Source organism: Synechococcus sp. H55.10, assembly GCF_047502715.1.
Taxonomy (GTDB): domain Bacteria; phylum Cyanobacteriota; class Cyanobacteriia; order Thermostichales; family Thermostichaceae; genus Thermostichus.
Map to the genome: position 1 here is coordinate 14,911 of NZ_JANSJJ010000014.1, position 18,010 is coordinate 32,920.

Annotated in this window: 13 protein-coding genes, 1 tRNA gene and 1 pseudogene; 4 read left to right on the top strand and 11 right to left on the bottom strand. The window is 59.0% G+C overall.

What is annotated here, in order from left to right; all coding sequences use genetic code 11:
* Nucleotides 1-167: 167 nt before the first annotated feature.
* The 3 genes from NW858_RS01310 (at nt 168) to dnaN (ending at nt 4,906) form a co-directional block, all read left to right on the top strand.
* Nucleotides 168-398 (top strand): DUF4327 family protein, encoded by a 231-nt coding sequence (locus NW858_RS01310; protein WP_414334190.1) that lies wholly within the window; start codon nt 168-170, stop codon nt 396-398.
* A gap of 150 nt (nt 399-548) precedes the next feature.
* Entirely contained in the window at nt 549-2,831 is a 2,283-nt protein-coding gene (locus NW858_RS01315) for a RelA/SpoT family protein (RefSeq protein WP_414334189.1), read from the top strand.
* 716 nt (nt 2,832-3,547) lie between these two features.
* Entirely contained in the window at nt 3,548-4,906 is a 1,359-nt protein-coding gene (gene dnaN, locus NW858_RS01320) for a DNA polymerase III subunit beta (protein ID WP_414348229.1), read from the top strand.
* A 67-nt stretch (nt 4,907-4,973) separates the two neighbouring features.
* Here the strand turns inward: dnaN and NW858_RS01325 are convergent, their stop codons facing one another.
* The 5 genes and pseudogenes from NW858_RS01325 to rpsB form a co-directional block, all read right to left on the bottom strand.
* Nucleotides 4,974-6,176, bottom strand: a complete 1,203-nt coding sequence (locus tag NW858_RS01325) for an AAA family ATPase (protein ID WP_414509871.1) — start codon at nt 6,174-6,176, stop codon at nt 4,974-4,976.
* A 216-nt stretch (nt 6,177-6,392) separates the two neighbouring features.
* Entirely contained in the window at nt 6,393-7,394 is a 1,002-nt protein-coding gene (gene queG, locus NW858_RS01330) for a tRNA epoxyqueuosine(34) reductase QueG (RefSeq protein ID WP_414519461.1), read from the bottom strand.
* Between the two features lie 8 nt (nt 7,395-7,402).
* A complete protein-coding gene (locus NW858_RS01335) occupies nt 7,403-8,818 on the bottom strand; it encodes an amidohydrolase (protein WP_414519463.1) in 1,416 nt (471 codons plus the stop codon).
* A 327-nt stretch (nt 8,819-9,145) separates the two neighbouring features.
* Nucleotides 9,146-9,802, bottom strand: a pseudogene (gene tsf / locus NW858_RS01340) (translation elongation factor Ts); the annotation flags it as partial.
* A gap of 158 nt (nt 9,803-9,960) precedes the next feature.
* Nucleotides 9,961-10,752 carry a 30S ribosomal protein S2 gene (gene rpsB / locus NW858_RS01345; RefSeq protein WP_414334179.1) on the bottom strand — a complete coding sequence of 264 codons (792 nt, stop codon included), beginning with the start codon at nt 10,750-10,752 and terminating at the stop codon, nt 9,961-9,963.
* 299 nt (nt 10,753-11,051) lie between these two features.
* Between rpsB and NW858_RS01350 the strand changes: the two genes are divergently transcribed.
* Nucleotides 11,052-11,125 (top strand) — tRNA-Pro (locus tag NW858_RS01350).
* A gap of 31 nt (nt 11,126-11,156) precedes the next feature.
* Here NW858_RS01350 and NW858_RS01355 read toward each other — a convergent pair.
* From NW858_RS01355 to grpE, 6 genes are all read right to left on the bottom strand, one after another.
* A complete protein-coding gene (locus NW858_RS01355) occupies nt 11,157-12,356 on the bottom strand; it encodes an aldo/keto reductase (RefSeq protein ID WP_414334178.1) in 1,200 nt (399 codons plus the stop codon).
* A gap of 150 nt (nt 12,357-12,506) precedes the next feature.
* Nucleotides 12,507-13,586, bottom strand: a complete 1,080-nt coding sequence (gene rsgA / locus NW858_RS01360; protein ID WP_414348222.1) for a ribosome small subunit-dependent GTPase A — start codon at nt 13,584-13,586, stop codon at nt 12,507-12,509.
* A complete protein-coding gene (locus NW858_RS01365; protein ID WP_414334176.1) occupies nt 13,583-13,846 on the bottom strand; it encodes a sulfurtransferase TusA family protein in 264 nt (87 codons plus the stop codon). The genes rsgA and NW858_RS01365 overlap by 4 nt, the downstream gene beginning before the upstream one ends.
* A complete protein-coding gene (gene dnaJ / locus NW858_RS01370; protein ID WP_414334175.1) occupies nt 13,843-15,027 on the bottom strand; it encodes a molecular chaperone DnaJ in 1,185 nt (394 codons plus the stop codon). Before dnaJ ends, NW858_RS01365 begins: the two co-directional genes overlap by 4 nt.
* A 126-nt stretch (nt 15,028-15,153) precedes the next feature.
* Nucleotides 15,154-16,962, bottom strand: coding sequence for a molecular chaperone DnaK (gene dnaK / locus NW858_RS01375; protein WP_414334173.1), 1,809 nt, complete (start codon nt 16,960-16,962; stop codon nt 15,154-15,156).
* Between the two features lie 178 nt (nt 16,963-17,140).
* Nucleotides 17,141-17,869 carry a nucleotide exchange factor GrpE gene (grpE, locus tag NW858_RS01380; RefSeq protein WP_414334171.1) on the bottom strand — a complete coding sequence of 243 codons (729 nt, stop codon included), beginning with the start codon at nt 17,867-17,869 and terminating at the stop codon, nt 17,141-17,143.
* Nucleotides 17,870-18,010: the final 141 nt, after the last annotated feature.

Here is an 18,010-nt window from a genome sequence, read left to right on the forward strand (position 1 = left end):
GCATGGTCTTTCAGGCAGGTGCGGGTTATCCCTACAGTTATCTGCACTACAAAGTTGTATCTCTTGCTACGAAACGAGACCCAGTTCTATGATGGAGATGGCCAGGCAAGTCCAGATTCCTTCTGGCCCTCCGGTGCATCCCATTCATCCCACCTGTAGGTTAAGCCATGCCCACTTTACAAGCCACCCACTATGCGGTTGAGGCTATTCAGGAGGAAGCTCGTCGCCTCATCCGGGAGGGGGTTCTGCGCCGCTCTGAAGCCATTTCCCACCTGCAGCCTTTTTTCCCACAGCGGGAGTGGCAGGCAATTGCCCAGGAGTTGGAGCTGCAAGACTACTGCCCCTCGGATCCCCTCTGCGATTTAATCGGCGATTGCGAGGAATGGGGCGAAGACTAATCTCGCTCTGCTGAGGATATCCAGCAGGCAGCGTCGGCGGCTCGCCGGCGCTTCGCTTTTTATCCGGTATTTTTTCTCTCTCCAATCTGTTGGCGGTCGAGCTGGATGAACTATAGTCAGTAATTAAACATCCTGTTTCTCCGGGTTCACATGGGTCAGACTGCTGTCCTTGCCACCTCAGATAGAGGTCTTGACCTAAACAGCCTCGACTTTGAGGTGCCGGGATGGCTGCGCGCTTTGCTTTCCGGTGCTGAGGATCCCGGCGATGGGCTGCGGCCCTACACGGCTGAAGAAGCCGATCTGCTGCGCCGTGCCTTTGAGTTTTCCTATTGTTTGCATCAGGGCCAAAAACGCAAATCAGGGGATCCCTACATTGCCCATCCAGTAGCCGTGGCTACGCTCCTGCGAGAGCTGGGGGGAGATGCGGTGACGGTGGCAGCGGGCCTTTTGCACGATGTTGTCGAAGATACAGAGGTCACCCTAGAGGCGCTGGAAGCCGAATTCGGCTCAGAAGTTCGCCTACTGGTAGAGGGAGTTACCAAACTTTCTAAGTTCAATTTCTCCAGCAAAACCGAGCAGCAGGCCGAAAATTTCCGCCGCATGTTTGTGGCCATGGCCAAAGACATTCGAGTCATCGTGGTCAAGCTGGCGGATCGCTTACACAACATGCGCACGCTGCAGTACCTCTCCCCCAGCAAGCAACGGCAAATTGCGGCCGAAACGATGGAAATTTTTGCCCCTCTGGCCAACCGACTGGGGATCTGGCATTTCAAGTGGGAGCTGGAGGATCTGGCTTTTAAGTATTTGGATTACGAAGCCTACCGAAAGATCCAGGAATTGGTCAACGCCAAGCGCGCCGAGCGAGAGGCGGAGATCCAAGCTTTTATCGAAGAGCTGCGTCAAAACCTCATCCAAGCGGGGCTGGAACATTTTGAGATCAGCGGGCGGCCCAAACATCTGTACAGCATCTACCGCAAGATGCAGCAGCAGCGCAAAGAATTTCACGAGATTTACGATCTCTCGGCAGTGCGGGTAATCGTGCAGACCAACAGCGAGTGCTATCGGGTGCTGGCGGTCGTTCACAACTGCTTCCGCCCTATCCCTGGGCGCTTCAAAGACTACATTGGCTTGCCCAAGGCCAATCGCTACCAATCTTTGCATACGGCGGTGATCGGCCCGCAGGGAAGACCGGTGGAGGTGCAGATCCGCACCGAAGAGATGCACCGCGTGGCCGAGTACGGGATCGCCGCCCACTGGAAGTACAAGGAGGCTGGCAGCACCACCGTTAGGCCGGACGAGGAGCGCTTTACCTGGCTGCGGCAGCTACTGGAGTGGCAAAACGACCTCAAAGACGACAAAGAGTATCTGGAGACCATTCGCGAGAACTTGTTTGAGAGCGAGGTTTACGTTTTCACGCCCAAAGGGGATTTGCTGGCTTTGCCGCAGGGATCCTGTCCGGTGGACTTCGCCTATCGCATCCACTCCGAAGTTGGGGATCACTGTGCGGGGGCGCGGGTCAACAACAAGATCGTGCCTTTGGATACCCGCCTGCGCAATGGGGATATTGTGCAGATCATCACGCACAAAAATGCCCATCCCAGCTTGGACTGGATCAATTTTGTTGCCACCAGCTCGGCCCGCAATCGCATTCGCCAATGGTTTAAGCGCTCGAATCGCGAGCAAAACATCGCCCGGGGTCGGCATTTGCTGGAGCGGGAGCTGGGCAAAACGGGCTTTGATGCCCTGCTCAAATCCGAGCGGATGCAAAAGGTGGCCGAGAAGCTCAACTACGCCAGCGTAGAGGATTTGTTGGCGGCTCTCGGCTATGGCGAGACAACCCCCACGCTGGTGCTCCATCGGCTGCAGGAGGTCAGCAAACCGGCAGTCTCTCCCCCCACAGAGGCAGGAGCGATCGAGGGATCCAAGCTGTTGTTGCCGCGGCCTGGGGCGGCTTCTGGCTCCCGCAAATCCCAGTCCCCCATTTTGGGGGTGGAGGGCCTGAAACACCAGTTGGCCAAGTGTTGTAACCCGCTGCCCGGGGATCCGATCTTGGGCGTGGTCACCCGCTTCAAAGGCATTAGCATCCATCATCGGGACTGCCCGCGGGTGGCCCAGGTTTCGGGAGAACGCTTGGTGCCGGTGCGCTGGAATGAAGAGCAACTGCAGCAAAATGCTCAGATTTACCCGGTAGAACTGCATCTGGAAGTCATCGACCGCGTCGGGGTGTTGCGGGATATCCTGTCCCGCCTGTCGGATCAGAGCATCAATGTTCGCAACGCCAAGGTACAAACTTTTGCCAACCGCACTGCCCTAATCGATCTCTGTATCGATGTGCGCGACAAAAAGCAACTGACCCAAATTCAGAATCAACTGCGCCAGCTTTCTGACGTGCTCGTGCTGCGCTCCCGCCATTACCAGAATGGATCCCGTTGACCTACACCTGACCCTCCGCTGCTACGGGTTCTTGACGCCATCCCCTCGCAACTGGATCCCCTGCTCTGGGTCAGGTGTTGTCCCGTCCCGATCCCTACCGCCTTTAGTCTTGGCTGTCCTGCCAAGAGTACCTGCAAGCTCACCGGCAGCCAAGCAGAGCCGATCAAGCCAAAAGGCAAGATCCAGGCTCTCTTCGCCAGCCTGTGGAAAAGCTGTGGAAATCCAGCGAAGCCTGCCCAAGCTCCGGTGGAGTCCCCAGCCATATTTAGGGGGAGGACTCACTACGTTAGGGGATTTCACGCTGATCGTGTGTTAAGTTTTATGAATTTGTCAGGAAATAGCAACATTTGCATCCCTTCAGCCTGTGGAAAACCTGTGGAAAAACCCCAAAAACCTGTGGAAAACCTGTGGAAAAACCCCCCAAGTTATTAACAGGTATAAATACCCTGTGGAAAAACGGCCAAGTTATCCACAGTTTTTCCACAAGTGGGGAATAAGCTCAAAGGCTGATGGCGCAAGGGGTTGGCGATCACTTTCCACAGTTTCCACAGCCCCTACTACTACTAGATCAAAAAATTAAATTAGATAGGGATCGTGGTTTCTAGCTTGATCCCGCGCGCGCGAGAAAATTTTTTTGCAAAACTCGTCTTGGCAAGGCAGGATCCGATCGGGGCAGTCGGTGTAGGATGTGCCTGTGCAGCCCTCAAGTGCTCCCCATGGTGCAAGCTCAACGTCCTGTGGATCGAGAACTGGAAACCGAGTCGTTCGCGCTGGCCCGGCGCAGCGGCAAGGCTGGCGGCCCCTATGGTGGGGAGAGCCGCTTTGATGAGGCTGCCGACCTGTCCCAAAATGGCTTCAGCTTTACCTGTGAGCAAGCCGATCTCAGCCACCACCTCGCTTCCGTTGGACGAGCGGTTGCCAGCCGCCCTGCCCTGCCGGTTTTGGCCAATGTCTTGGTGGAGGCGAGCGGGGAAACTCAACGGGTTGCCCTGACCGCCTTTGACTTGAACTTGTGTATTCGCAGCGAGTTCGAGGCGCAGGTGAAGGGATCCGGTCGCATCACTCTGCCTGCCAAGTTGCTCGGCGATATCGTCAGCCGTCTGCCCAGCGGCCCGATGAGTCTTAGGGTGAGCAACCAAGCCCAGGAGGGTGCCCCTGTGATTCTCACGTCGGCAGCCGGCCAGTACCAAGTGCGGGGCATGTCGGCTGAAGAATACCCCACCTTGCCGGAGATACCGCTTCGTGCCGCCGCTGCGGATGGCGATCTGGCGGGGCAGGAAGGCGCAGCAGCTCAGGCCCTGGAGCTGCCCATCGAGAGCCTGTTGCAAGGGATCGGCCAAACCCTCTTTGCGGCCTCTGGGGATGAGACCAAGCAGGTGCTTACGGGGGTTCATGTCAAGCTCTTGGCGGGGGATCCCCCTTGCTTAGAGTTTGCGGCCACCGACGGGCATCGTCTGGCCATGGTGCAGGTGGAGGCAGACGGGATCCCGGTGGTGGCCAACCTGGGGTTGGATTTCACCATCCCTGCTCGTACTTTGCGAGAGTTGGAGCGCATCCTCGCCGCACAGACTGCGACATCGACGGTGGAATTGCGGTTTGACCGATCCCAGGTGCAATTTGTTCTGCCCCCTGGCGCCCAGTGCCAACAGCGGATCACCAGCCGCCTGTTGGAAGGCCAATATCCCGACTACAATCGCCTGATCCCGCGGCAGTTTGAGCGGCATGTGACCCTGGAGCGTCGGCCTTTGATCGAGTCCTTGGAGCGGGTGGGGGTGCTGGCTGCCCAGCGGAACGACATCATCAAGTTCAGCCTTTCTGAGGCAACCCAAACCCTACGCATCAGCACCGAGGCGCCCGATGTGGGCAGTGGCGAGGAATCTCTGCCGGTACAGATGTCCGGCCCTGACCTGGAGCTGGCTTTTAATGTGCGCTACCTGCTGGACGCCCTTAAGGTGTTTCAGACCCAGCAGGTGAGCCTGGAGCTGAACGGCGCCACCCAGCCGGCCATCTGGAAGCCGATTGGAGCGACGCGCCTCTGCTATTTGGTCATGCCGGTTCAACTGCGGGCTACCTAGCCCACCCAAGCCCGACCCAAGTCGAAGATTGGCCCCAGCGGCTAAACCAGGTAGATGCCGACACAGCTCAAACAAAGCGGTGGGTAAACTCTTGGATCAAGTCCACCCGCCCTTTGCGCAAAACGGCCGGATCCAGGCGCTCGGTCGTGTTGCAGGTCATCAACACCACCAGCCTCTGCCTGCAGTCGAGATAATCGGGATCGAGCACGCTTTGGTGAAGGGTGCCATCCAGCAGGCTGAGGATGCGTTCGGTTTTGGTGCTCTGCTGGGCCACCTCGCTGGCTCGGTCTTGGGCGAGGTTATCGGCTTCGTTGATGATCAAGCAGACCCGCTCCAGGTAGGGGGGCGCGATGAACTCCTGTACGGCTTCGTGATCCAAGATAAACACCACATAGCCCAGGGGCACCAGCAGCTCGTGGGCCACCGCTTGCGTCCAGGCCGTTTTACCCGTACCTGGGATCCCGTGCACCAAGACCGCCAATCGCTCCTGCTGTAGAATCTGCTGTTGAACTTGATCGGTAAAGGCCTGAATTTCAGCGGGAAAAGAACTGATTGGATAGGGGCTGTAGACTTGCCCGATCCGGCTTTGGTAGCCGCTCACCATCACCGCCAGATTGTAAGTAACCTTGCGAATTAAGGGCCTGAGATCCACGCCCAGCAGGGTGTAGCGGCGGCGGTTGTGATAGGCGGTCTGAACTTGCAGCCAAATCTGGTGCTCTGGCCAGAAGGCATAGGTGGTGCCCGGGCTGCTGATTTCCTCCCAACTGCTGAAACGCTCGACCGGATAGTAGAAGTAGCGCTCCATATAGAATTGCACGATCTGCGCCGGTCGCCCCAGATGCGCCAAAACTCTGAGAACGGTCATTTCCTGCAGGCGCCTTAGAACGTAATCGATGGGAATTTGATCCCGGCTCACCTGCTGCCGAATCGGCGTCTCCGTGGAGAGCTGATCTTGAAATACTGCATAGTCGGGGCCGGGCAGAGGTGGGGTGATGCTATTCCAAAACTCTTCGATCTCGTAACGGGTATTCTCTGAAAATAAGTTGAGAAAGTTGGCCAGCGGGCTGTACTCTCTACGTCCTACCGCATTGGCAACATCGCTGCACACATCCAAAAATTTCTCGGCCAACGCCCAGGGATCCCGCATCGCCAGTTGCCAGAAATACTCGGCATCGAAATGGCGGTACAGGGGCTTCCACCCAGATTGCAGTAGGTTGTAGCTGTTGGCCTGCCGGTAGCCGGGGTAATAGTCTTCGTAATCGTTATCCATGCAGGGTTAGGGTCTGAGAAGAGGGAAACCAATAGGAGGTGCTAGGGCGTGGACGCCTGACGCTCTTCAGCCCAGCACTGGGATCCCAAGAAAGAGGGTAAGACGTGTATGCCGGCTTGCGTCCCCGGCCCGGAGACAACAGCCCCACCGTTTTCCGGTGCCGGCTCAGGCCCAAGGGTAGGGATCCCCAGATCCTGTTGGAAAAGGATATCCAAATTAGGTAGAGAGGGCTTCCAAATCGTTGCTGCAGGCTGCAGAGGTGGGATGGGCTCGGAGAGCAGCTTGGGCGTTGCGGCGCAGCCGGTGGGCCTTGAGGCGGCGCAGGGCAGAGGCGGGGAAGCGGCGGTCGAACTCCTCGTCGCCGAGCCGCGCCAGTTCTTGGAGATCGGGGGCAACGTTCCAAGGGTAAGGCTGAAAATCCGGGATCCAGCTGGGGCGGGCAAAGCGCTGGTTCCAAGGGCAGACCTCTTGGCAGATGTCGCAGCCGGCCACCCAATTGTGCAGGTTCTGGGCAATTTCGGCAGGGATCCGCTCAGCATGGCTCTCTAAGGTGTGGTAGGCAATGCAGCGGCGGGAATCCACCACCCCTGGGCTGACGATGGCCTGGGTGGGGCAGGCTTCCAGGCAGCGGCTGCAGGTGCCGCAGTGGGCAGTATGGGGACGGTCGGGAAGCAGGGGGAGAGTTGTCAAGATCACCCCCAGGAAAACCCAGGAGCCGTACTCGCGGGTGAGCAAGAGGCCGTTTTTGCCGATCCAGCCCAAGCCCGCCCGCATGGCCCAGGGCTTTTCCGCCACCGGGCCGGTATCCACATAGAATCGGCCTCGATAATCCGGGAACTGAGTTTGCATCCAGAGGTGGAGCTGCTTCAGCCGCCGCCCCAGCACGCGGTGGTAGTCCCGCCCCCAGGCATAGCGGGATATCTTGCCTTTGGCTGGATCCCGACTGTGGCAGATGGGGGTGTAGTAGTTGAGGGCCACACAGACCAGAGATTGCACCCCCGGCAGCACCCGCTCTGGATCCATTCGCCGGGGATCGGCCATCCAGGCCATGTCGGCGGCCATGCCCGCCGCCAGCCAGGCCCGCAAGCCCGCCAAGTCAGGGGGATCCGCCGCGCTGGCGATGCCGACTTTGTCAAAGCCCAGCGCCAGCGCCTGCTGCTTCACCTGCTCGGTAGCTCTGGCCCAGTCGGCTGTTGCTCCCACGGTCGGCCCCGGCAACTCTAGGGCTATTCTGGCAGACCCATCACCTGGCGGTAGCGGGCCTCCAGTTGTGCTGCCTGCTGCGAGCGACGGAAGGGATCCCAGTGGCTGTGCTCGAACAGCTCCTGCCGCAACTGGGCCACGTCCACCGTCGTTACCTCGCCGTTGGCCACCACCCGTTTCCCTCCAACCCAGACGCTGTGCACCACCTGGGTGGGCCGGCCCAGCACCAGCAGCCCGATGGGATCGGTACGGGGCAACAGCGACAGTTGGGTGAGATCGTAAAGCACCAGATCCGCCTGCTTGCCCACCTCCAGGGATCCCAGCTTCTCTCCCAGCCCTAGGCCAATGGCCCCACCGCGGGAGGCCATCTCGACGCTCTCGCGGGGCGAGATCCAGTGGCGGTAGTCGGGATCCGTGATGTTGTGCAGGATGGTGCCGATTTTAATGGCCTCCAAGAGATCCTGGGAGTCATTGCTGGCGGATCCATCGCAGCCAAAGGCCACATTCACCCCCGCCCGCCGGTACTTGAGGATGGGGGCGATGCCGCTGCCCAGGCGCAGGTTGCTCAAGGGGTTGTGGACAACCGTAGAGCCGGTGCGGGCCAAGATCTCGATATCGGCATCGGTAAGCCAGACGCAGTGGGCCAGCGAGGTTCTCCGGTCTAGGTAGCCCAAGCGCTCCAGGTGCTCGACTGCGCTGCAGCCGTACTTTTCCTGGGCCAACCTCTGCTGGGCGCGGGTTTCCAGCAGGTGGGCATGGCGGGGGAGGTCATACTTCTGGCTCAACTCCGCGCAGCCCTCAAACAGCTTGTCAGAACAGAGTTGGATGCCGGTGGGGGCCACCATCAGGGTGATGCCCTCTTCCGGGCGGTGGTACTTCTCAACCGCCTCTTCCACCAGGGCCAGCACCTCTGAGGTGCTCAGGGGATAGGCTGCCGCCTCGCCAGCGAAGGATGAACCGCCGGGCAGGCAGGTGGAGAGGGCCTGATCCTGAAGCAGGGGACCGATGAAGGCGCGGATCCCGACTTCTCGGTAGGCCCGCACTGCCGCCTCGAGGGTGGCCAGCTCCTGGCCGGGGATGAGGATGAGATGATCCACTACCGTCGTGCCGCCGCTGAGCAGGGTCTCTACTGCCGTCGCCAGGGCGCTGAGATAGATCTTTTCCGGATCCGGCGGCGCGTACTCGTGCAGTTGTGCCAGCCACAGCTCCAGCGGGTAGGGCGGGATGATCCCTCTTTGCCACAGCTCGGAAGAGTGGGTGTGGGCATTGACAAAGCCCGGCAGCAAGAGTTGGTTGCTGGCCTCCAGTTCTAGGCTGTCTGCGCCCGTTGCGGGTAACCCTTTATCGATAGCAGCAATCCGTTCCCCCTCGATGCGCACATCTGTGGTTTCGTAGCCTGTGCCGGTGGGGATCAACGCATTGCGTAGGATACAGCTCATGCCCAAGATCCAAAATGACCGCCTGTCACCCTAGCGTGTTGTAGTTGGCCGTGCCAAGGCAAAAAATAGGGAAACTCCATCCAGAAAGCCTCAACCTGCTCAGCCGGCTTGCCATGGTGGGAGAAGCAGAGTGGCACTGCTGCCGCCCACTGGGGTGAATTCAGGGATCCATCGGCAATAGAGCTATTTTTTCTTCTTGCTGGAGCCTTTTTTGGCTGGCTTGCTCTCGGCAGCCGGTTCAGGAACAACCACCTCAGTAGTAGTCTCGGCAGCAGCTTGGTCAGCGACAGGTTCTGCCCCTTGCGCTGGCTCTGCCGGCTTGAGACCGGCCTGAGCAGCCACTTCAGCGGCAAAATCCGCTTCCTGTTTCTCGATCCCTTCTCCCAAGACAAAGCGCACGAAGCGCCGCACCCGGATGTTTTCCCCTAGCTTGGCAATGTGCTGCTTCACCAGTTCCTCTACGGTAATCGAGGAATCTTTAATAAAGGGCTGATCCAGCAGAGACAACTCCTTCAGGCGCTTCTCGATGCGGCCCTGCACGATCTTCTCGCGTATGTTCTCCGGCTTGTTGGCCAGATCCTCTTTGCCCATTTCGATGGCTTTTTCCCGCTCCACCACCTCGGCAGGGATCTGGTCAACGCTGACGTACTCTACGTTTTGGCAGGCGGCAATTTGCTTGGCGATGTCTTGCACCAGTTTCTTAAAATCTTCGTTGCGGGCCACAAAATCCGTCTCGCAGTTCACCTCTACGAGCACACCAATCCGATTGCCGAAGTGGATGTAGCTATCGACTACTCCCTCTGCCGCGACGCGACCGGCCTTTTTGGCTGCCCCCGCCAACCCTTTCTGTCGCAGCCAGGTGATGGCTTTGTCCATGTCGCCCCCCGACTCTTCCAGGGCTTTTTTGCAGTCCATCATGCCTGCGCCCGTCTTTTCGCGCAGCTCTTTGACCAGCTTGGCGTCAACTTTGGCATCAATACTCATGAGGGTTCCTCGAATGAAAGAACGAGAAGGACGTGGCCGAATGGGAGTGAGAACGAGTAAGCTTGGGCAAAATTGTAAGCCTAGATTCAAGAATACGAGCTTCTGGAGAGAAGACGGGCAGGGAAACGCCCAGAGCGCATGGGATCCCTGCCCCTGCTCTAGTCTTCGTCAGTTTCTCCTTCTTCGTCCTCTGCATCCTCCAGAGTGTCGTCGTCCAGATCCATAGCCCCTTCGTACTCGTACTCATCCTCTTCGACAGTGTCGAGCTGCCCATGCCGCCCTTCGTAGATGGCGTCGGCCAGCTTGCCTACAATCAGCTTAATCGCTCGAATGGCATCGTCGTTAGAGGGGATAAAGATGTCGCTGAGGTCGGGGTCACAGTTGGTGTCCAGCAGAGAGATGATGGGAATGTTAAGCTTGATACACTCCTGAATGGCGTTGGCTTCTCGCCGCTGATCGACAATGATCACCGCATCGGGGAGCTTGCGCATGGTTTTAATGCCGCCCAAGTACTTTTCCAGCCTGGCCAACTCTCGCCGCAGACGGCTGGCCTCTTGTTTGGGCAGGCGATCCAAAAGACCACTGCTTTCCATCTCCTCAATTTCTTTGAGGCGGTCAATGCGGGTTTTGATGGTGGCCCAGTTGGTGAGCATACCCCCCAGCCAGCGCTGGTTGACGTAGTAGCTGCCACAGCGACGAGCTTCTTGAGCGACGATCCCAGCAGCTTGCCGTTTGGTGCCGACGAACAGGAAGCGCCAACCCCTGTCGGCAGCATCCCGCACATACTCGTAGGCTTCGTTCAGATAACGGGCCGTCTGCACCAAATCGATAATGTGGATGCCGTTCCGTTCGGTAAAGATGTAGGGCCGCATCTTCGGGTTCCAACGGCTGGCCTTGTGCCCAAAGTGAACCCCCGCCTCCAACAGTTGAGGCAAACTGACTACGCTCATGAGTTTTTCATCTCCTACGGGTTAGCCTCCGCCCGAACGGATCCCAGCTACGACCTTCCTGACGGTTCCTGCACATTCACTCCCAGAGCGCTCTGCCCCAATTGGCGAGGAACTCCGGTGCTGTTGCAGCAAACCGCAAAAAGGCTGTAAGGACACCCGGTGGTTCAGGCGTGTGTTTTTTAGCAGCCTAACCAAGCTAGCATGGTTTCCGCAGGATCCCACAGCTTGGGGTTAACTCTGGCCGCGATCCAATGCTAGACTAACTAGGCGCTTCCTGAACTTCCACCTGTTCAGTGCGTCGGGGCGTAGCGCAGCTTGGTAGCGCACCACTTTGGGGTAGTGGGGGTCGTGGGTTCAAATCCCGCCGCTCCGATCAGCTGTTGTCGTTCCAGCAGCCCAGACAGTCAGGATCCCTGGACACGTTGGCTCTGAGATAGCCGCTTCACCTCGGCTCCAGAGAGCAGGCGATGGGCTTCTTGCAACAAGGCCGGGATCCGGTCGCGGTGGGGGCTGTGGATGAGACAGGGCCGTAGGGCTTCCGCATCCACTTGGTCTGCCCGTTGGCCGGGGAGCCAACTGCCGGCATTGCCCAACAGGTTGTAACGGCTTTTGGCATAGTCCACCAAGTCATAGGCCAAGGCCAAATTGCGCAACAGCAGAATAAATGGGATATTCACCTGTCCAGGGGTTTGGTCGTAGCGAGGCAGGCCCTGGTGCCAAGTTTTGGCGTAGTGTTCTCCCACCTGCTCGATCAAAGCTTGCTCTAGGCGGGCCAGGATCGGTGGCAACAGCTCATCAGCCCGATCCAACAGCTCCACCGCCCGCAGGTGCTCATCAAAATCGCTGGGTCGAGCTGCTCCAATGCTGAGGGTGTGAACCTGTGGATGGGACAGGCAGAACAGGTCGTTGAAGACCATTGGGCTGAGAGGTTGGCACAACTGCACCAGCTTGGCGGGCGGATCGTAAAGCTTGCCCCCTTTGTCTGAGGGGCTGATGATGAATACCCCCATGTCTTGCCGGGCGGCAGCCTCAATGGCTGGCCAGTTGGTCTGGTTGACAAAATACCAGTGCAGGTTGACGTAATCAAAGCCCCCCGACTGGATGGCTTCCACAATCAACTCCGTCGGCCCATGGGTGGAGAAGCCGACGAAACGCACCCGCCCCTGTCGCACCAGACGCTGACACACCTCCAGGCACCCTCCTGGACGCAGGCTGTGCTCCAAATCTTCCCAGGTGTTCAATCCGTGGATGGCCAGCAGATCCACATGGTCGAGGTTCAGGTAGCTCATCGATTGTTCGAACTTGGCCAGGAACTGCTTCGGATCGGCGCTGGGGCCAATTTTTGTTTGCACGATCAGATCTTGCCGGGGGAAAAGAGGCAAAATGCGGCCCAACTGCATCTCAGAGGTGCCGTAGCCGCGGGCAGTTTCGATGTGGTTGATGCCCACTTCCAGGGCCCGGCGGATCGTCGCTTCCAGGTTCTGCTGGCTTGCTGCTGGGATCCCTGACCAAGGAGTGTCTTGCCAACTGTGCTGATAACGCATGCCGCCACAGCTCAGTACAGGCATAGACAGCTCGGTACGCCCAAATCTGCGATACTGCATGATTTTTCCCTTCGACTGGCCCCATTTTAGTAACCTTCAACGACCGGGCAGGACGGGCGCCGGAACTGGTGGAAGACCCGCCAACTCTCTCAGGCGAAGAGGTGCTACCTTCGCCCTCTAGGGGAGGGAAGAGCGACGGAACGAACCGTTTCATTGCCATTTGAAACGACTGTAGTTCAAATCAAAGGCACGCCATCCATCAACGGCCTGCTCCTGCTGGCGAGATGGGCCTTTCGCGCAATTCTGGCCAGACTGGGCCTCTTGCAAAAGCTGCAAGTAGAAAGTCCGTCGTTCCCAATCCAGATCTCGGAGCCCGCAGCCCGGCTCTCGATCGTGCAGGCAATCGCGAAACTGACAGGTGCCCAAGCGATCCCTGACTTCTGGAAAGCACCGTATCAGTTGCAAAGGATGAACCGGCGGGATCCCTTCGCCGGCATTGAATCCGGGCGAATCGGCGATCCAACCGCCTTCTGGCAAGGGAAACAGCTCCACATGGCGGGTGGTGTGCCGACCCTGACGCAAGCGCCTGGAGACGGCCTGAGTAGCCAGCCGAACGTCTGGCAACAGCCGATTGAGCAGACTGGATTTGCCCACTCCGGAAGGGCCTACTACCACCGAGATCTGATCTCGACAACACCGTTGCAACTGGGGGATCCCAGCTTGGGTGTGGGCGCTCACCAGCAAAGGCTCATATCCCCACCTCTGCAGGCGATCCACCCAAGTTGCCGCCACCCCCGGATCCACGCGGTCGCATTTGTTCAACACCACTTGAACCCGCAGTTGGCTGGCCTCAGCCTGCACCAGCAGACGGCTGAGGGCGTTGGGCTCGGGATCCGGCTCGGCCAGGGCCACCACCACCAGAACTTGGGTCACATTGGCAATAGCCGGTCGAGGGAGTTGAGTGCGCCGCGGCCAGATCGCCTCGATCACCCCTCGCTCCGGCCAGAGAGAGTCGGCAGCCGGCGGCAAGCCCACCTCTACCCAGTCTCCCACCATCACCGATTGCCCCATTTTTTTGAGCTTGGCCCGAGCTGTGCAGAGGAGCTCCGCCGGCATGGGCTTTTGGGCCGGGAACTGAGCTGGGATCTCCGGAAAAAGGGCGGCCAAGGCCGGATCAATGCGCACACGGTAAAAGTTGGCCTGCGCCGCTCGCACCCAGCCGGTATAGGTGGATCCCTGCTCCCCCTCTTGGGCAGCCTGTCCCGATCCCTTCCGGCTCAGGTGGCTCATGTCAAGTCCCCGCGGCGCACCCAGAGGATGTGATGCCCCTCAGGCGTAGCTTGTTGCCCCTCGATCCGATGCCCGGCCATCGCCAGGCTGTTGGGCACTTGCTCCAGGGGTTCTCCTGCATCCAGCCACAGCTCCAACAGCTCTCCAGGGGCCATGCGTTCCAGCCGCAGCTTCGCCCGTACGTAGTTGAGGGGGCAAGGGATCCCGCGCTGGTCAAGGACGAGCTTGACCTCTTGCAATGAAACAGCCTCTGGCGTCATTCTTCCTCACGCTCCCGGTTGCCGGGCATCTGGGCCAGCCCGCGCAACAACCCGCCCAAGAAACCATCCCGCTTGTTGATGCGTTCTCCGTGCAGCTCAGCCAAGCGCAGCAGCAATTCCCGCTCTTCTGAGCTGATGCGGGTGGGAATTTCCACCACCAGGGTGATTTTGTGGTCGCCCCGCGACATTGGGTTGCCGATGCGAGGCACCCCCTTACCTTCCAGGGTCAGCACCGTGCCCGGCTGGGATCCGGCGGGAATGGTCAGCTCCACCTCTTCCTCCAAGCCAGCCTTTGAGTCCACGGTGGGCACCGAGACTTTGGCCCCCAAAATGGCCTGCAGATAGCTCACCCGCACCTCCGAGAGGATGGTCAGGCCATCGCGCTGAAAGTCCGGATCCGGCTCCACAAACAGGTAGACGTAGAGATCTCCGGGCGGGCCACCGCGCCGACCGGCATCGCCTTCTCCGGAAACCCGCAAGCGGGTGCCACTGTCCACGCCGGCGGGGATGTTGATGCGCAGTTTCTTCGTGGTTTGGGCCAGGCCCTCGCCATTGCAGTTGTAGCAGGGCTCCTCCAACACCTGACCACTGCCACCACAGGTGGGACAAACCGAGACTTGGGTAAAGTTGCCAAACGGGGTGCGGGTGGCCCGCCGCACCTGACCAGCGCCACCACAGGTGGGACAGATTTTGACCTCCGTGCCGGGCTTGGCGCCACTGCCCCCGCAGACATTGCAGACTTCTAGGTGGCTGATGCGAATTTGCTTTTCGCCCCCGAAGATGGCCTCAAGAAACTCCAATTTCAGGTCAAAGCGCAGATCATCCCCCCGTACCGGCCCATTGCGGCTGCGGCCATAGCCGGCTCCCACCCCCGCAAAGTTGGTGAAAAAGCTCTCGAAAATATCGGCAAAGCCACCCATCCCCGCAAAATCCTGGAATCCGCTCGCTGCCGCGGCGGCCCCTCCCAAGCCCGCCTCTCCAAAGCGGTCGTAGCGGGCTTTCAGCTCGCTGTCGGAGAGCACCTCATAGGCACGGTTGATCTCCTTGAAGCGCTCCTCCGCACCTGGCTCTTTGTTGACATCCGGGTGGTACTTGCGAGCCAATCGTCGATAGGCGCGCTTGATCTCCTCTTTGGAGCTGTCGCGGCTAACCCCCAAGATTTCGTAGTAGTCACGAGCCATAGAAGCGCTTCAGAAAAAATTAAAGATGCAAAGATCAAACATGCTTGAGACACAACTTGTCGGGCAACACAACCAAAGCAAGCCTACAAGCCACCGAGGCCAAAGAAGAGCTGTCTCCGAGAATCCCTAGCGAGCTCCGTAGATCTCGCCACCCATCTCCAGAAGAACAGCCCGCAGCTCTTCCATTGCGTTCCGTAAAGTTGCTAAGTCTACGTTATCATTTGCCAGCAATGCCCTCAATCTGCCCGCCACCTGAGCCCCCCGCTGGATTCGAGCTTCGCTGAGGCGATTGCCGTGCTCCTGCAGGGTTTTGTCGTAGTTGTAGAGCAGGCTGTCCGACTGGTTACGGGCTTCCACCAACTGCCGCCGGCGTTGATCTTCTTCGGCATAGGCTTCCGCTTCTCGGCGCATCCGCTCGATCTCGCTGCTGCTCAAGCCGCCGTTGTTGGTGATCTTGACGCTTTGCTCGATTCCCGTCCCCTTTTCACGAGCTGAGACTTTCAAGATCCCGTTGGCATCGATGTCAAACGAGACTTCGATCTGGGGCACCCCACGGGGAGCCGGCGGGATCCCGGTCAGTTGAAAGCGGCCCAAGGTCTTGTTGTCTTTGGCCATGGCCCGCTCCCCCTGCAGGACGTGAATCTCCACCACGCTCTGGCCATCGGTGGCGGTGGAGAAAATTTGGGTTTTGCTGGTGGGGACGGTGGTGTTGCGCTCGATGATGCGGGTGAAGACGCCCCCCAGCGTTTCCACCCCAATCGAGAGGGGGATCACATCCAGCAGCAGCAGATCTTTCACCTCTCCTCCCATCACCCCTGCCTGGATGGCGGCGCCAAGGGCCACTGCCTCGTCCGGGTTGACGGAGCGATCCGGGTTTTTTTTGAAGATCTGCCGAATCTTCTCCTGAACGGCGGGAATGCGAGTAGAGCCACCCACCAGGAGCACACGGTCGATATCCTCAGGGGAGAGGCCGGCATCCCGCAGCGCCTGTTCTGTAGGCTCGACAGTAGCTTCCACCAGATCCCGCACCAACTCCTCGAACTTGGCGCGGGTCAGCTCCACTTCCAGGTGTTTGGGCCCGGAGTCGTCGGCGGTGATAAAGGGCAGGTTGATGAGCGTAACCTGGGTGCTGGACAGCTCAATTTTGGCCTTCTCGGCCGCCTCCCGCATCCGCTGCAAGGCCATACGATCCCGCGAGAGGTCGATCCCTTCCGTCTCCAAAAACTGGCGGGTGAGCCAATCGACAATTCTTTGGTCGAAGTCATCCCCCCCCAGGTGGTTGTTGCCGGCGGTGGCTTGCACCTCGAACACGCCGCTGCCCAGTTGCAGCACCGAGACGTCGAAGGTGCCACCGCCCAAGTCGAAAACCAAGATGCGCAGATCTTGATCTTGTTTGTCCAGCCCGTAGGCCAGGGCGGCTGCCGTCGGCTCGTTAATGATGCGCAGCACCTCCAGCCCGGCAATGGTGCCGGCATCTTTGGTGGCCTGCCGTTGGGCATCGGTAAAGTAGGCAGGAACGGTGATCACGGCCTGGGTCACCGGCTCCCCCAGATAGGCTTCCGCATCGGCCTTCAGCTTCTGCAGGATCATGGCCGAGATCTCCTGGGGAGTGTAGGCGCGGTCTTGCACCGCCACTTCCACCATGTTGTCTCGGCCAGGGATCACTTTGTAGGGAACCCGCTTCCGCTCTTCTTCGGTCTCGGCAAAGGTGCGGCCAATGAAGCGTTTGATGCTGAAGATGGTGTTTTCCGCGTTGGTAACCGCCTGGCGCTTGGCCAGTTGGCCCACCAAGCGGGCGTTGTTTTTGGCAAAGCCGACGATGCTGGGGGTGGTACGCCCTCCCTCGGCGTTGGTGATCACAACGGGCTGGCCGCCTTCCAAAACCGCCACACAACTGTTGGTGGTTCCCAGGTCAATCCCGATGACTTTACCCATAGCCCCCTCTTCCGGTGCCCCAAGTTTTAACCCAAGGACGCAGTTCCACGGATCTTAAAAGCATTCTGCCCAGGATCCCGCAGAAACCTTCAGGCAGCGCTTCTGCATCCGTAGCTTTACTGTAGCCTTTCTGAAGACAGATAGGCTCTACTTGTCAAGGTTCAAGCGAGCAGTTTTGCTAAGAGTTTGCAGCACTTTGGGAAGAGGCAGAGGTATCTTCGGGGCCGGCCCCCTCGCTTTGGGGAGAGGGTGCAGGGTTTGGGCTGCCTGCCGAGACGGCTACCATGGCATGACGGATCACCAAATCCCCCAGCTTATAACCTGGCTGATATTCGACGGCTACCACATCTTCGGGATAGTCGGTGCTGGGTTGACGGGCGATGGCTTCATGTAGGTTGGGGTCGAAGGGATGGCCCACCGACTTCATGCGGGAGACCCCCATCTTTTTGAGAGATTCCACCAGCAGGCGGTAGACGCTCTGGTAGCTGTTGTGCAACTCCCGCTCGCGGTCGGTTTCCAGTTTCAACTGGTGCTGGGCCCGCTCGAAGCTGTCCACAACAGGCAAGATCTCCAGCACAAATTTCTGCCGTTCTTTTTGGCTGAACTCTTCTTTTTCCCGCTGGGTACGCCGCCGGTAGTTTTCAAAATCGGCGTAGAGGCGCAGGTAGGCGTCTTCTTTTTCTTTGAGCTGCTGGCGGACGACTTCCAATTCGTGCTGGAGCTGCTTCAGGGCTTCACCGGGATCTGGAGATGGCTCGGTGCCGGCTTCTGCGGAGGAGGCACCGGCTTCTGCTTCGCTGTCTTCCAAAATCAGCTTCTCCAGTTCTGCCTCCACGTCGATCTCTTCTTCCTGCAGCTCAGGATAGGTATCTTCTGGGGCCATCGGTTGCTTCTCTTCAGCAGTCATGGGTTATGTCGACAAGCGTGAGCAATAAGCAGTAACGTCGGGTGCCCACAGTTTGGCAGTCTCAAAACCATCGCCGCCATTAGCCAAACTGGGCTCTGTGCTGATCGTATTCTACCGACTCCTCTACCAGCCAGTTAAGGT